At 48.1% G+C, this 14,742-nt stretch carries 10 protein-coding genes; 7 read left to right on the forward strand and 3 right to left on the reverse strand.

Annotated features, from left to right (window positions below):
* Positions 1 to 112: 112 nt before the first annotated feature.
* The gene (locus tag BFC17_RS11630) at positions 113 to 949 is read left to right on the forward strand and encodes an HDOD domain-containing protein (RefSeq protein ID WP_070176654.1); all 837 of its coding nucleotides are present in this window, start codon (positions 113 to 115) and stop codon (positions 947 to 949) included.
* 44 nt (positions 950 to 993) lie between these two features.
* Here the strand turns inward: BFC17_RS11630 and BFC17_RS11635 are convergent, their stop codons facing one another.
* Entirely contained in the window at positions 994 to 2,175 is a 1,182-nt protein-coding gene (locus BFC17_RS11635) for a benzoate/H(+) symporter BenE family transporter (RefSeq protein ID WP_070177176.1), read from the reverse strand.
* A gap of 136 nt (positions 2,176 to 2,311) precedes the next feature.
* Between BFC17_RS11635 and BFC17_RS11640 the strand changes: the two genes are divergently transcribed.
* Positions 2,312 to 2,866, forward strand: a complete 555-nt coding sequence (locus tag BFC17_RS11640; RefSeq protein WP_070176655.1) for a helix-turn-helix domain-containing protein — start codon at positions 2,312 to 2,314, stop codon at positions 2,864 to 2,866.
* Between the two features lie 78 nt (positions 2,867 to 2,944).
* Here the strand turns inward: BFC17_RS11640 and rdgC are convergent, their stop codons facing one another.
* Complete coding sequence (gene rdgC, locus BFC17_RS11645; RefSeq protein ID WP_070176656.1) at positions 2,945 to 3,853, reverse strand: recombination-associated protein RdgC; 909 nt, start codon at positions 3,851 to 3,853, stop codon at positions 2,945 to 2,947.
* Between the two features lie 73 nt (positions 3,854 to 3,926).
* Positions 3,927 to 5,654 carry a sensor histidine kinase gene (locus tag BFC17_RS11650; protein WP_070176657.1) on the reverse strand — a complete coding sequence of 576 codons (1,728 nt, stop codon included), beginning with the start codon at positions 5,652 to 5,654 and terminating at the stop codon, positions 3,927 to 3,929.
* A gap of 319 nt (positions 5,655 to 5,973) precedes the next feature.
* Here BFC17_RS11650 and phoB point away from each other — a divergent pair, with 319 nt between their 5' ends.
* From phoB to BFC17_RS11675, 5 genes are all read left to right on the forward strand, one after another.
* Complete coding sequence (phoB, locus tag BFC17_RS11655; RefSeq protein WP_070176658.1) at positions 5,974 to 6,663, forward strand: phosphate regulon transcriptional regulator PhoB; 690 nt, start codon at positions 5,974 to 5,976, stop codon at positions 6,661 to 6,663.
* Positions 6,664 to 6,731: 68 nt separating this feature from the next.
* The gene (gene phoR / locus BFC17_RS11660) at positions 6,732 to 8,036 is read left to right on the forward strand and encodes a phosphate regulon sensor histidine kinase PhoR (RefSeq protein ID WP_070176659.1); all 1,305 of its coding nucleotides are present in this window, start codon (positions 6,732 to 6,734) and stop codon (positions 8,034 to 8,036) included.
* A gap of 1 nt (position 8,037) precedes the next feature.
* Positions 8,038 to 8,994 carry a PstS family phosphate ABC transporter substrate-binding protein gene (locus BFC17_RS11665; RefSeq protein WP_070176660.1) on the forward strand — a complete coding sequence of 319 codons (957 nt, stop codon included), beginning with the start codon at positions 8,038 to 8,040 and terminating at the stop codon, positions 8,992 to 8,994.
* A gap of 148 nt (positions 8,995 to 9,142) precedes the next feature.
* The gene (locus BFC17_RS11670; protein WP_070176661.1) at positions 9,143 to 11,923 is read left to right on the forward strand and encodes a hypothetical protein; all 2,781 of its coding nucleotides are present in this window, start codon (positions 9,143 to 9,145) and stop codon (positions 11,921 to 11,923) included.
* Between the two features lie 133 nt (positions 11,924 to 12,056).
* A complete protein-coding gene (locus tag BFC17_RS11675; RefSeq protein ID WP_070176662.1) occupies positions 12,057 to 14,702 on the forward strand; it encodes a TonB-dependent receptor domain-containing protein in 2,646 nt (881 codons plus the stop codon).
* Positions 14,703 to 14,742 lie beyond the last annotated feature (40 nt).

A 14,742-nucleotide genomic window follows, 5' to 3' on the forward strand; every position in this document is an offset into this window, starting at 1 on the left:
AAATTTAACGCTATCTGCAACAAATAGGTTCTCTTAATTTATCTGGCAGCGTGCTCTTTACTGGTATCACAACCGCTGCGATTATATACGGGTCATCGACAAAGGTAGGAATATGTCCACACAAAATGCGCTACTTACCATTCTGGTTGAAAAGATTAAAAACGACACACTGGTGTTGCCAACGCTGCCTGCGGTAGCGCTAAAAGTCAGAAAAGCGGCTGATGATCCGGACATCAACCTGCAGGATATGGGAGAAGTTATCGGCCAGGATCCCTCTCTCAGCGCGCGAATGATTAAAATATCTAACAGTGCTTACATGGGGCGAGCGGTAAAGGTCAACTCTATTGGGCAAGCGGTTACGCGAATTGGTTTACGTCAGATTAAAAATATTGCCACGGCGTTGGCCATGGAGCAGCTGTTCGTGTCGAAAAACGATCTGGTCGGCGAGTACATGAAAAAAGAGTGGGCAAACACCATTAATGTGGTTGCTAACTCCATGGCCGCCTTGCAACTCTACATAACCGAAACCAGAAAGCGGGAACTCAGTATTGATACCATGACGCTGATGGCCCTTATCCACAGCATTGGTGTGTTGCCTATTCTAACGGAAGCCGAGCGCCACGTAGAAGTGTTTGCCAGTCCGACGTTTCTGGATGATGCGATTGATAAACTGGCACCGCGCGTAGGCGGCAGCATTATGCGCAGCTGGGAGTTTGGCGAAGATTTCGTTACCGTGGCTGAGCGTTGGCATGATTTGTCGTACTTGCCACAAAAGATTGGCTACATTGATTTTGTGCGTATTGGCGCCGCTTTGGCGGGTCAGATTGACGGTCAGAAAGACGCTATCTTAAACCTGGCTATTCAGCGTGGTGTGGTGGCAGATATTAATTCACTGTTGTCGGATGAGTTTGCTGAAATGTGTGCGGCAGCAAAACAGGTGTTTGCCTGATTTTTACTGAAATTTGAAATGCCGGTGAACACACCGGCTTTTTTTTATCCGGCTTTCGCTAATTGCTTCCAATGCGGATGTAACCATAGCGTTACCAGGCCTGCCAGTAATCCCCAGACCGGCGCACTAATGCCAGCCAGACTCAGGCCGGATGCGCTGCACAACAAAGTGAGCAACGCGCCTTGTCGGAAAGGCTCATCGGCCAGACTACGAAGTAAACTGTTTTGTAACGTGGAGAGCAGCGCTATGCCGGCCAGCAGGCTGGTCACTACCGCAGGCATCTGGGTGAATATAAGCGCAATAGTAACGGCAAATAACCCCGCCAACAAATAACCGACACCGGCGGCAATACCCGCAAGATACCGCTTCGCCGGGTCCTCATCAACATTGTCCGCCATGCATATCGCCGCCGTAATGGCGGCAAGGTTAATCATAAAACCGCCAAAGGGGGCGCTAAGTAATTGCAGCAGTGCAATGCCCGTTAATATAAAACGATTGTCCGGCTGGTAGTTATGACTGTGCTGAATGCTTATTCCCGGCAGGTTTTGTGAAAGGGTTGTGATAAGGAATAACGGAAAACCAATGCTTAGCATGGCTTGAAGATTAACGGCTGGCATAACCCATTCCAGGCTGGGGAGTGAAAAACGCAACGGCTCCCGTGCGTCTCCAGCCAGTGCCATCGCGGCGATGGCAGCCACTACCAGTAACACCAGCATTAAATAGCGGGGAAACCAGCGACTGCCTAATAAATAGATCGCGATAAAACACACGCTTAGCAGCGGGTTTTGCTGAGCACTGCTAAATACGCCAAGACAGTAGGGCAACAGAATACCGGCCAGCATTGCCGCTGCCAGTGCGGGTGGAATACGTTCGATACCACGCATTAACAAACGACTTCGAGCTGCTGCCAGGCTCAGCAAGCCGGCAAACAAAAATGCGCCGGTTACCTCGGCCAGGGAAAAGTCTCCGGCGGTAGAAATTAAAAATACCGCGCCCGGAGTTGACCAAGCGGTAATAATGGGCATTTTAAATTTCCACGAAAAAAACGCACAACTCAGGCCCATAATCAGGCCGAGTATAAGTAACCAGCTGATTAACTGTGATTCTGAGGCTCCGGACTGCCTGGCGGCTTCAATGACAATAACAACCGAGCTGCTGTAACCAACAACAACGGCGGTAAAGCCCGCGGCGATATGACTTAGCTGAAGGGGCAGGGCCTTGCTCATGATGAATTGCCTTATGGATGTTTGTGCGTTATAACGTACGGGAGTGTAACACTGTGCGTTATAGCGTACAATGATAAAATCCACCGCAACGAAAACCGTGCGGATTAAGTCAGCCAGGCCATACAGATACAGCATCATGAACGAAAACGTGAGTCAGCAGATTGCCGGACAAATTAAACAACGCCGAGCGTTATTGGGGTGGAGTTTAGACCGATTATCTGCCGCATCCGGGGTCTCTAAGGCAATGCTGGGACAGATCGAAAGGCAGGAGTCCAGTCCAACGGTGGCAACCCTCTGGAAAATCGCAACCGGCCTTTCGTGCTCTTTCTCTGATTTGATTGAAGACAGTGATAGTCCGGTAAGTGTTAAACAAAGTGAAAAACCAGTAAAAGGGGATGATTTTTTTAAAGTCAAAACCTTGTTCCGGTTTGATCCCCACACCCGCCTGGAGATGTTCGAACTCACCATTAGTCAGCATCATTGCCAATGGTCAGAACCACATAGCGTTGGCGTTCAGGAGCACATTGTGGTGCAGAGCGGGGCACTCAGACTTTATTTTGATGGGCGTTGGCATGAGCTTAAAGGTGGCGATAGCTGCCGGTTTTACGCCGATCAGCCTCATGCATACGAAGACTGTAGTGGCGAAACACGCTTTATCGATGTCATTTATTATCCGCTTACAGAGTCATAAAAGGTAAAGGAGCCGGGGGAAATAAAGCCGGTATGCCCTGGTCTGTAAAACAGAGCTGGCGGTACCGGCAGCAAAGGCTTATGCGTCTTTGTCGAGATTTAATGCTTCGCTGAGGAAATTCACAAACGCGCATAACTCGGCAGACATCAGGCTAAATTCCGCGTCAAGGCGGGCCGCGACCTGATCTTTCGGGATATCCTGAGTTTCTTCTTTAATACGGTCGGTAAACTTCATCCGTTTTATCGAGCCGTCTTCCTGAATAATTGCTTCGAGAGTTTCATCAAACTCAAATGCAACTTTCTGCACCAGTTTGCCGGCATCCAGATGCAGTTGAATTTCTTCACTGTCTAATGGCTGGTTTTTACAACGGATAACACTGGCCGTTTCATCGGTGGATTTAAACTCGGCTTCTTCGAGCAACTCGATTTTGGCTGGTGGCTTATCGGTTAACCAGTGGGTCAGTTCGCTTTGCAGGCTGTGTCTGACCAGCGGTACTACCGGTAATGACCCCAGTGCTTTGCGTACCATGGCCAAAAACGCTTCGGCTTTACCATCCGCGCTGGCATCAACGATCACCAGATTATCCGGAATAGAAATATAACCGTTGGTATAGGTATTTTTAAGAAACGCCTGTGGCAATAAGCGGGTGATAATTTCCTGCTTAAGATCCGACTGCGCTTTTTTGCCTACCGGTGAACCGGTTTCCGCCTCGATATGCGCAACTTTATCCGCCAGCTCTGAGTTCACCACAGAAGACGGCAATAGGCGTTCCTGTTTTTTTAACGTGATCCAGTAACGAAGCTGAGACTGATGAAACAGCAGTGAATGCTGGCCAGCGTCATGTAATGGGGAAACAAAACCCATGGTGGCACTTTCCTGGCTGCCGCAAGGGCGAAAAGCCACTTCGTTCAGCGCGGTTTGCAAATCGTCATCATTTAACGATAGCGGTTGGGTTAGCCGATAGGCCTTTATATTTTTAAACCACATAGTGAAGATCTGTCTGTAAAAAAGGGCGAAAAGGGTAACAGCGCATTAATAAGCGCGCAACTGCTGTGGGTGATTAAGTCCGGGCCGGGAAGCGGATTTCGTAGCGCAAGCCTTTACCCGGCTCACTAAAGGCTTCGATATTGCCATCCAGCGCCTGGGTAACCAGGTTATACATAATGTGTGTACCCAGTCCGCTACCGCCTTCTCCGCGTTTGGTGGTAAAGAAAGCATCAAATAACTGGCTGAGCTGATCGGCGGTCATACCCGCACCGTCGTCCTGATAGTTCAACAGAACATCTTCCTTATCCCGCTTCACTTCGATAACAATGTGACCATCACTTTTATTTTCAAATCCATGGATAATGGAATTCATAATCATGTTGGTAATGATTTGTGCAATAATGCCTGGTGCAGAGCAAATAAACAGATCTTCGGGACAACTAATGCTGACTTCGTGTTTAGTATGCTTAAACGTTGGCCCCAGCGACTGCAAAATTTCGCGCAGATAGTTGTTTAAATTAAACACCCGCTCTGCTTCGCTGGTTTGGTCTACCGCTACCTGCTTAAAGCTGGTAATCAGATCAGAGGCACGGTGCAAATTGGTTAATAATAAGCTGGTGGTCTGTTCGGCTTCATCTAAAAACGAGGCCATGGTGTTATTTGTTAGCGACTTGTTGTCATAGTCTTTTCTGATTTCCACCAGACGTTCATTTAAAAAGCTGGCTGCGGTAACACCAACGCCCAGCGGGGTATTTACGTCATGGGCAATACCGGCAACCAGACCACCAAGAGAGGCCATTCGTTCAGATTCCAGCAGTTGGTCCTGCGCCAGCTTGAGGTTTTCCATAGATTGCGCCAGTTCGCTATTCTTTTCCCGTAACACGTTTTCGATGTACTGGCGGTTTTCGTTTTCCTGACGCAGCTCGCGCTGATTAGCAATCAGTTCGTCTTTCTGACGCTCAAGATCAAGCATAATCTGGCTTAATGAGGCGGTTTTCTTGGCTACTTCCTGCTCTAGTAACAGGTTTTGGTCATCCAGTTTTTTATTTACCCGCTGCAGTTCGCTCTGGGTGTTGCGTAGCTGTTGTTGGGAAACAATCAGGTCGTCGATAACCTGGTTGTAAGAGTATTGCAGCAAACGTAATTCATTTTCTTCCTCCAGATGAAGGTAAATCTTAGACTTTTCGGGGTTGTCCGGATTAAACGCGCTCATTTTCTGAGTCACTTCCATTAACGGATCCGACAACATTCTTCTGAACGCGGTCATAAACAGAAAGACTAAAAATGCAGTTTTAACAATGGCATTACCCACCAAAAAGAAAATACCCACTTCGATTCGACCAAAGATAATGTCAAAATTGGAGTACAGGGTGACATCGCCAACGGTTGAGGCTCGGTTAGAAAACTCAAACACCAGCGGAAAGCTGTAACTGAATAAGCCGCCATCGTGATCTTCCAGTTCGCCACTGGTAATCGGGGCGCGAATCTGCGCAATCGTTACACCCAAATCGGCAATGTAATCGCCGTTTTCATCACGAATCTGAACGCCTGTCACAATGGGCAGTTCCATCAGGCCTTCGGCAATAGACTGTGCCTGCGGCAGGTTTACTTCCCAGATCGCGCGGGTCAGACTGGTTGAAAAGGTATTTTTCAGGGTTTGTAGTTCAGATTCAATGTGGCTTTTGGTGCTGAGGTATTCAGTAAAAATCTGGCCAATCGTCACAATGAATGTCAGAAAAAAATAGACTGATAACACCCTTGTGAGCAGTTTTCTCGACAATCCTGTCTGAACCGACGCCATCTGATACCTATATAATAATACTGATGAGTTTTTACACTCTTTCAAGAATATGTGTTAATCGCTGAATAGACAAGTTCTTAGCACGAGTTCTTAAGCATATACGCGATTCACAAAAAGTTCATAATGCAATAAGTTGAAAATTTGGCTTTTTTAGCGCTGCATTGCTTTTAACGCTGCTTTTCTGGCAATTTAGCCTGGTTAATAACGTATATATCGGATAACAGTTTCATAAACTTGACATAATAATGTAATCGTTTAATAAAATTGTCACACACCCTGATAATAATAGCGGCGTTTTGTTATGAGCTGGAAGAAATCAATGTCTAGAAGAGTCTTGTTGGTAGAAGATGAAGCGCCAATTCGCGACATGCTAACCTTTGTGCTGGAACAGTCCGGATTCGAGACTATTGAAGCAGAAGATTACGATATTGCGCAACAAAAGCTGGTTGAGCCTTATCCTGATTTAATATTGCTGGACTGGATGTTGCCAGGCGGCAGCGGTGTGCAGCTGGCCAAAAGTCTGAAGCAGCACGAATTTACCCGGGATATCCCGGTAATTATGTTAACCGCCCGTGGCGAAGAAGACGACAAGATTCGTGGTCTGGATGCCGGTGCAGATGATTACATCACCAAGCCATTCTCACCGAAAGAGTTGGTAGCCCGCATTAAAGCAGTAATGCGTCGGGTAACGCCTACATCAAATGAACAGCCTATCGAATTTAACGGTCTGAAACTTGAGCCAATTTCCCATCGCGTTATGGCTAATGACGAAGCACTGGATATGGGGCCGACAGAATACAAACTGTTGCACTTCTTTATGACTCACCCAGAGCGTGTATACAGCCGTGAACAGTTACTCGATAACGTGTGGGGCACCAACGTGTATGTTGAAGACCGCACGGTTGATGTGCACATTCGACGTTTGCGTAAAGCAATTGGCGGTCAGGGACATGACGCCATGATCCAAACCGTCAGAGGCGCAGGTTATCGCTTTTCCACTAAGCTTTAATTTTACTTTCATAATGGGGTAGGTATCATCTGCCCCATTAGTCAGCGCGCAATAAAGGAACAACCTGGATGTACTACCCCTTTTCGTGGATCAAGTCAGTCGCGCGACTCATTTTATTTTTAATTGTCTTTGCTCTGGTCGGCTGGTATCTGGAAGATATGTTGCTGGCAGTGGCCCTGGGCGCCATGGGCTTGCTGCTGGCTAATTACTGGCAGCTGTTTAAGCTTAACCGCTGGTTATGGCATAGTCGTAAAATGTCGCCGCCTTCCGTAAGTGGTTTGTGGGAGCACATTTACGAAGGGATATATTACCTGCAGCGGCGCAACCGCAATAAACGCAAGGAGCTTGGTGCCCTGGTAAAGCGGTTTCGCGAAGGGGCTGAAGCGCTTCCCGATGCTGCTGTGGTGGTCGATTCCAAAGCCTGTATTATCTGGTGTAACCGTCTGGCCCGGCTGGAACTGGGGTTACGCTGGCCTTCCGATGCAGGCAGACGACTGGATAATCTGATACGTCATCCCGAATTTATTGAGTACTTTCATGCAGGGAAGTACCACTATCCTATAGAAGTTCCCTCGCCGCTCAATCCGCTTAAATCCTTTGAATACCGGATTATGCCCTACGGCGAAGAACATTTACTGCTGATTGCCCGCGATGTTACGCGCTTATCCCAATTAGAAGAAATGCGAAAGGATTTTGTGGCCAACGTTTCCCACGAGCTGCGTACACCGCTGACGGTCATCAATGGTTACCTGGAAATTTTGCCGGATGCCGATGACCAGCTTAATCCGTTTGTGAAAAAAGCATACATGGAAATGAGTACCCAGACCCAGCGGATGCAGAGTCTGATTGAAGATTTGCTGGTGTTGTCGCGCATTGAGGCCAGCTCAGAACGGGTCTACGAAAATACCGTGGACATGGCTGCCATGCTGACCCAGGTAAAAATTGAAGCGGACGCGCTGAATAAAGACAAGCACCATACTATCGAGTTTCACCTAACTCCGGGGATTCGTATTTACGGTATCGAAACCGAATTACGCAGTGCCTGCTCCAATCTTATTTTTAATGCCATCAACTATACCCCTGATCATGGCTGCATTGATGTCTACTGGGAATTAACCAAAACAGGTGTTCGCTTTGCAGTAAAAGATAATGGTGATGGTATTGAACAGCGGCACTTGTCGCGCCTGACCGAACGTTTTTACCGAGTTGATAAAGCGCGTTCCCGTAAAACAGGCGGGTCGGGATTAGGTTTGTCCATTGTAAAACACGTGCTCAGTCATCATAATTCAAAACTACAAATCACCAGTCAGGTAGGCGAGGGCAGTCAGTTCTTCTTTGAGTTTGACGCCGAGATGATTGCCAGCCAGGAGTAAGATGCAAAGGTTATTCATTTTTTTGCTGTTTGTCGGCGTTAGCATCAACGCGTATGCCAATGATGAAGGCTTTGAACGTAAACCCGGTGTGGCAGGCAACATTACTTCGGTAGGCTCAGACACGCTGGCTAATCTGATGACCTTATGGTCGCAGGAATTTAAGACACTTTATCCGGATGTGACCTTTCAAATTCAGGCGTCGGGTTCTTCTACTGCGCCACCTGCGCTCACCGAAGGCACCGCTACTATTGGCCCGATGAGCCGGGATTTAAAACCCAGCGAACGACGCGCCTTTATTCAGGCCCACGGTTATCCGCCAACTGTTATTAAAGTGGCTATCGATGCCATTGCCATTTTTGTTGAGCGCAGTAACCCGTTACCAGGACTGACCTTAAAACAGGTAGACTCGATATTTTCGGCTACCCGCTACTGCGGTGGAGAGGAACGTATAACCCGCTGGTCGCAACTGGGCATAGGTTATTACGGGCAAACCGCCCCCATCCGTTTGTTTAGCCGCAATTCGGTATCAGGTACTTACGGGTTGTTTAAAATTATGGCCCTGTGCGATGGTGATTTTACCAAGTCTGTCAACGAACAACCGGGTTCTGCTTCGGTGGTACTGTCGGTGGCGTCCAGCAAAGGGGGGATGGGCTACGCGGCCTACGGTTACCGAACTGCCGGCGTCAGAGCGCTGCCGTTGGGCAATACAGCGAACACCCTAATCCCCCTTACCAGTGAAACGGTGCAAAACGAAAGCTATCCGTTTTCGCGGTTTTTGTATCTGGTAGTCAATAAAGCGCCGGGTGAGCCATTGCCCAAACTTGAGCGCGAATTTCTGCGCTATGTGTTGTCTGCCAGAGGGCAACAACAGGTGGAGCGTGACGGGTATTTTCCGATTCGACAAGATATGTTGAAGCTCCAGTTACGCCTGGTTGGTGAAAAAACAACCATGCTATAGTCGCAACTTATCATTTAGTCTAGTATTCACCAGTAAAGTTTTATTAAAGTTTTGTTACGGTCCTGTAATGTAACAAATCTGTCATTTAGCTTAGGTAACCTGCTCGCGTTTTTAATCCATATTATAAAATGCTCATCTGGAGACACGCATGGAACTTAAGCAGTTATTTCAAGCTTCTGCAATTGCTGCCGCACTCGCCCTGGCCGGCTGTGGCGGTGACATCAACATTTCTGAAGGCGACATCGACAACAGCTCATCTGTAACCAATAACTACGGTGATTCTGGTTCTACTGGCGGCGGTACAGAAACGCCAGCCGAAGAACTGCCTGGTGAAGCAAGTGCTTCTTTAAGTAGTGCTCTGACAGCTGCTTTCGGAACTGATGTTTCTGTACGTGTTCTTTCTGGCCGTTTAACTGACGCTGACGCCGGTGACAACGGTAATGTTGTACTGACTAACGATACTGTATGGGCGCTTGATGGTCCGGTATTCGTTGGTGGCGATAAAGAAAACAGCGTAACTCTGGAAATCGAAGAAGGTACTATCATCTTCGGTAGCCGCGGCGCTGATTACCTGGTAGTTAGCCGTGATTCACAAATCGAAGTGAACGGTACTGCTTCTGCACCAGTAATCATGACTTCTTACAACGACGTTGTTGGTGATGAAGTGGGCGCTGGTCAATGGGGTGGTGTTGTACTGTTAGGTAACGCACCTTCTACTAAATGTCCACAAGACGGCTCTGACTGCGCACTTCAGGTTGAAGGTGCAGAAGAAGGTGCAGTTTTCGGTGGTACAGACGCTGCTGACAGTTCAGGTACTATCAACTACTTAGTAGTTAAGTACGCGGGTTACGAAGTTGCTCCGGATAACGAATTAAACGGTATCACTTTTGGTGGTGTAGGTTCTGGTACTGAAATCGACTACGTTCAGGTTCACGCTAACGCTGACGATGGTGTTGAATTCTTCGGTGGTTCAGTTGACGTTAAGCACTTAGTGTTAACTGGCAACCAGGATGACTCTGTAGACTGGGATAACGGCTACAATGGTCGTCTGCAATATGTTTATGTTGCTCACGCTGCAGATAACAGTGATGCCAACCGTGGTATCGAAGGTGACGGTGACGGCGGTGACGGCACTGCATTCTCTTTACCTACTATCTCTAACATGACTGTTGTTGGTAACACTTTCGACACCGAAGATGCTGACTCTGAAGGTCTGTTACTGCGTGACCAAACCGGCGCTCACATCATGAACCTGCTGGTAACTGGTCCTGAAGCAATGGGCGAGTGTCTGGAAATGGATTCTGACGAAACTGTTCAGGGCAACCTGAGCGACGGCGACCTGACTATCACTTACTCTGCAATTGCTTGTAGCGAGCCTTTCAAAATGGCTGACGGTGATGTTGACCTGGAAGCCTGGTTCACAGGTCAGGAAGGCAACCAGCTTATCGCCTTTGAAGACCGCGCTAACCTGGGTCTGAACATCGACGGTAGCTTAACGTCTGAAAGCGCCATGCTGACTGCGGGTACTGACGCTAGCCAGGTTGATACGTTCTTCGACGCAACGACCTTCATTGGCGCTGTTGGTGCTGACGATTGGCGTCAGGGTTGGGCCTTTGGTTTTGGTGGCGGTAACATCGAACTGGCACAAACCCGTTCTGGCTGCCCAACTGGTACCACCACTATCACTGACATTGATGGTTCAACAACTACGTGTGAAATTTCTGGCACCATCACTTCTGATCTGACTCTGACTGCGGGTAACTACTACGCACTGTCTGGTGCAGTATTCGTCGGTGGCGACAATGAAGACAGTGCAGTGCTGACTGTTGAGCCGGGTGTAACTGTTTACGGCAACTCTGGTAACGATTACCTGGTAGTAAGCCGTGGTTCGCAAATCATGGCCAGCGGTACAGCTGCTGACCCAATCACTTTCACTTCACGTGACCACGTTCTTGGTGGCCTGGATGCTGGTTCTGCTGGTCAGTGGGGCGGTATGATTATTCTGGGTAACGCTTACTCTACCAAGTGTCCACAAGACGGTTCTGAGTGTGCACTGCAAGTTGAAGGTGCTCAGGAAGGTGCTGTATTCGGTGGTAACGACAACGAAGATAACTCAGGTACGCTGCGTTATGTACGTGTGATGCACGGCGGTTACGAAATCGCCCCGGATAACGAATTAAACGGTATTACTTTTGGTGGTGTCGGTTCTGGTACCACGGTTGAGTACGTACAGGTACACAAAAACGCGGATGACGGTGTTGAGTTCTTCGGTGGTGCAGTTAACGCTAAGTACTTAGCTTTCACTGGCGTACAGGATGACTCAGTAGACTGGGATAACGGTTTCCAGGGTAAACTGCAATTCGTACTGGTTAAGCACGCTGATGATAACTCAGATGCTAACCGCGCAATTGAAGGTGACGGTGACGGCGGTAGCGGCACTGAGTTCTCTAACCCAATGGTAGCTAACATGACCGTTATTGGTAACACTTTCGATACTGCTGATGCTGATTCAGAAGGTATCTTACTGCGTGACCAGACTAACGCTCAGCTGTTCAACATCATTGTTACTGGCCCTGCTGAAATGGGTGAGTGTTTCGAAGCTGACTTAAGCGATGGTGACACCACGCTTGAAGCCAACATGGATGGAACTAACACGCCACAGCTGACCTTCAGTAACTCAGTACTGGCATGTTCAGAAAACATCAGAGACACCGGTACTTTCGACCAGACTGCATGGTTCACTGCGCAAGCGGGTAACAGCCTGCTGGATAACACGGCGACTGTTCTGGACGGTATCTACACTGTAGATGCTACAGCACCTGCCGATGTTGCTGCCATGGATAGCTTCTTCCTGTCAGTTGACTTTATCGGTGCAGTTAAAGATGCCGATAACGACTGGACTGCGGGCTGGACAGTTGGTCTTGAGTAATCACTCAGGACATCTTTAAGTAAAAAAATGGGCAAGCGCGTTACATTTTAGTGGCGTGCTTGCTTTTAAGCTTGTATAAGACGTCTTTTTTTTTGCGTCGAAGTAAAATTAGCTTGCAATGAGGTTTTTTATCATGAACACACCGGCGAAAGGTTTTTTTGTAAAACCACTCAGCCTGGCCGTTGTTGCTGCATTATGTGCTCCCCTGTCTACGGCATTTGCCCAGTCAGAAGAGGAAGCCATTGAAGAAGTTGTAGCCACCGGAACCCGCTTAAAAGGCACCGCCACTGCAGTAATGCAAGAGCGTAAAAACCAGGCTTTCGTTGCGGATATTATGGGTGCTGAGCAAATCTCGCGAACTGGTGACAGTGACGCTGCCTCAGCGCTGCGTCGTGTAACCGGTCTGACTCTGGTTGACGGTAAGTTTATTTATGTACGTGGTTTGGGTGAACGTTATTCATCAACCCAGTTGAATGGCACTACAGTACCCAGCCCGGATCCAACGCGTAACGTTATTCCGTTAGACTTATTCCCATCGGGCATTATTGAAAGTCTGTCGGTACAAAAATCCTATTCGCCTTCTATGCCAGCCTCATTTGGTGGTGGTAACGTAGATGTGCGTTTACGGTCTATTCCTGCTCAATCAATTTTTAATCTGTCTGCTAAGCTGGGCTATAACACCGAAAATTCCGGTGACGCACTTGCTTACGATGGCGGAAGTAACGACTGGTACGGTAGTGATGATGGTACCCGTGCAGTACCGGCTGCCATACAGGAACGCTGGGATAGTAAAGACTTTTTGGATAATCTGGACCCGCAGACCGCAGTCGATTTGTTCTCTCAGGTTAACCGTAACTATGGTCCTGAATACGATAGTGTTGCGCCCGACACCGGTTTTAACCTGACTGCCGGTAACAGCTACGATCTTAACGACGATTGGCGTACTGGTTATCTGTTTACCTTAGGTTATGATCACCAGACTCGTGTTTCTGAGCAGTATGAGCTGCAACAGCAGGACCGGGTAGGTGACAGCATCACGCTGGTTCGCTTCTTTGATGATATTCAAAGTACAGAAACTACTGCGAAGTGGTCTACGCTGCTAACCCTGGGCCTGGATTACAAACGTAACCATCGGGTTGATTACAGCCTGATCGTACTTAACGATACCCGCGATGAGATTCGTCTTAAAACCGGTAACACCGAAAACCTGAGCGTGGCTGAAGGCGTACGTATCCGTGACATTGACGTGGAATACGAAGAACGTACCCTGTATACCAATCAGATTAAAGGGATGCATACTTTCCCTGAGTGGAATTTTATCGGTTTTGACTGGAAATATTCACTTGGACGCTCGGTTCGTTATGCACCGGGCAATATGGAAGGCCGTTTTGTAATTTCTGATGCCAACGAAGACGGCGTATTTGATTACGACAACGAAAGCCGCTTACTGGATGCGCAGACTGCGGGTCGTTATACTTTCCAGAACCTGCATGACCGCGTTGAAAACTACGGCTATAACTTCACATTCCCGCTGACAGTTGGGCGCTGGGAAATGGAATTTAAAGCCGGTGCGGACTTCATTAATAAAACCCGTCAGGCCGAAAACCGCCGTTTCGACGTAAATACCCTGGCCTTTGAAGACCGTTCTATCTTAGTTGGAAACAACTTCGGCGATATCCTTACTGATGATGTTTTGGCGAACTCTTCGTTTAACAGTCGTCCGCTGATCCGTGACACGACCATCGCGGGTGACGATTACGTGGCTGCTCAGTTAATCGACGCTTATTATTTTGAAGCTGATTTCTTCTTTAACAATAAGTGGCGTTTTACCGGTGGTGTACGTTGGGAAGATTTCCGTCAGGTGGTTGCGCCGCTTGATCCGCGCACTAACCAGTTTGACTTATCTGACGAAGCTGACCGTTCGCAGTTAGCGTTTGAAGAAGCCGATTTCTATCCTGCCGTAGCGGTGACTTACTTCCTGGAAGAAGACATGCAGTTACGGGCCAGTGTTGGTTTAACCGTTGTTCGTCCTGACTTGCGTGAAGTGTCGTCGTCGACCTATATCGACCCGTTAACTGACTTCCCGATTGCCGGTACTCCTGGTCTGGAAACAACCTCGATTACCAACTACGACCTGCGTTGGGAGTGGTATCGTGAAGCAGGTAATAACCTTTCAATAGGTTTATTCTATAAAGACATGGAATCGCCAATTGAATCAGTTCAGTCACCTGCTCAGGATGGTCCGCCGTTAATCCGTATCGCTAACGCTGAAAGCGGTGAAGTCTATGGTGTGGAAGTCGAATTCCTGCAAGGCCTGGAAGTATTTGGTGGTGGTATCTGGGATAATCTGTTTGTCTCAGGTAACGTGACTATCAGTGATTCAGAGATTGTGCTGGATCGTCAGAACATCGTTGAACAAACGGGCGTATCTGCGGCCATTACGCATACAACACGTCGTTTAACCGGTCACTCCAAGTACGTAGTTAACACGCAACTGGGTTATGACTCAGACAACGGTGAACACTCAGCGTCTGTGGTTTATAACGTGTTTGGTGAGCGTATCCTGATCCCGGGTATCGATGGCTTTGATGACAGCTTCGAGCAACCGTTCCATTCTTTTGACGTGGTTTACAAGTACTATCCGGACTTTAATACCACTGTCACATTGAAGGTTCAGAATATCTTCGATCAAAAGAAAGAGTTGGAATTCGAGGAAGTACTTCTGCGCTCCGAAACAAAAGGAACCAGTCTTAGTCTGACTTATCGTTACGATTTCTAATGAGACTTTTCCTGTGAAGAGAAAGCCGCTTCTGCGGCTT

Origin of the sequence: Marisediminitalea lipolytica (assembly GCF_001758465.1) — a bacterium.
GTDB classification, from domain to species: Bacteria; Pseudomonadota; Gammaproteobacteria; order Enterobacterales; family Alteromonadaceae; genus Alteromonas; species Alteromonas lipolytica.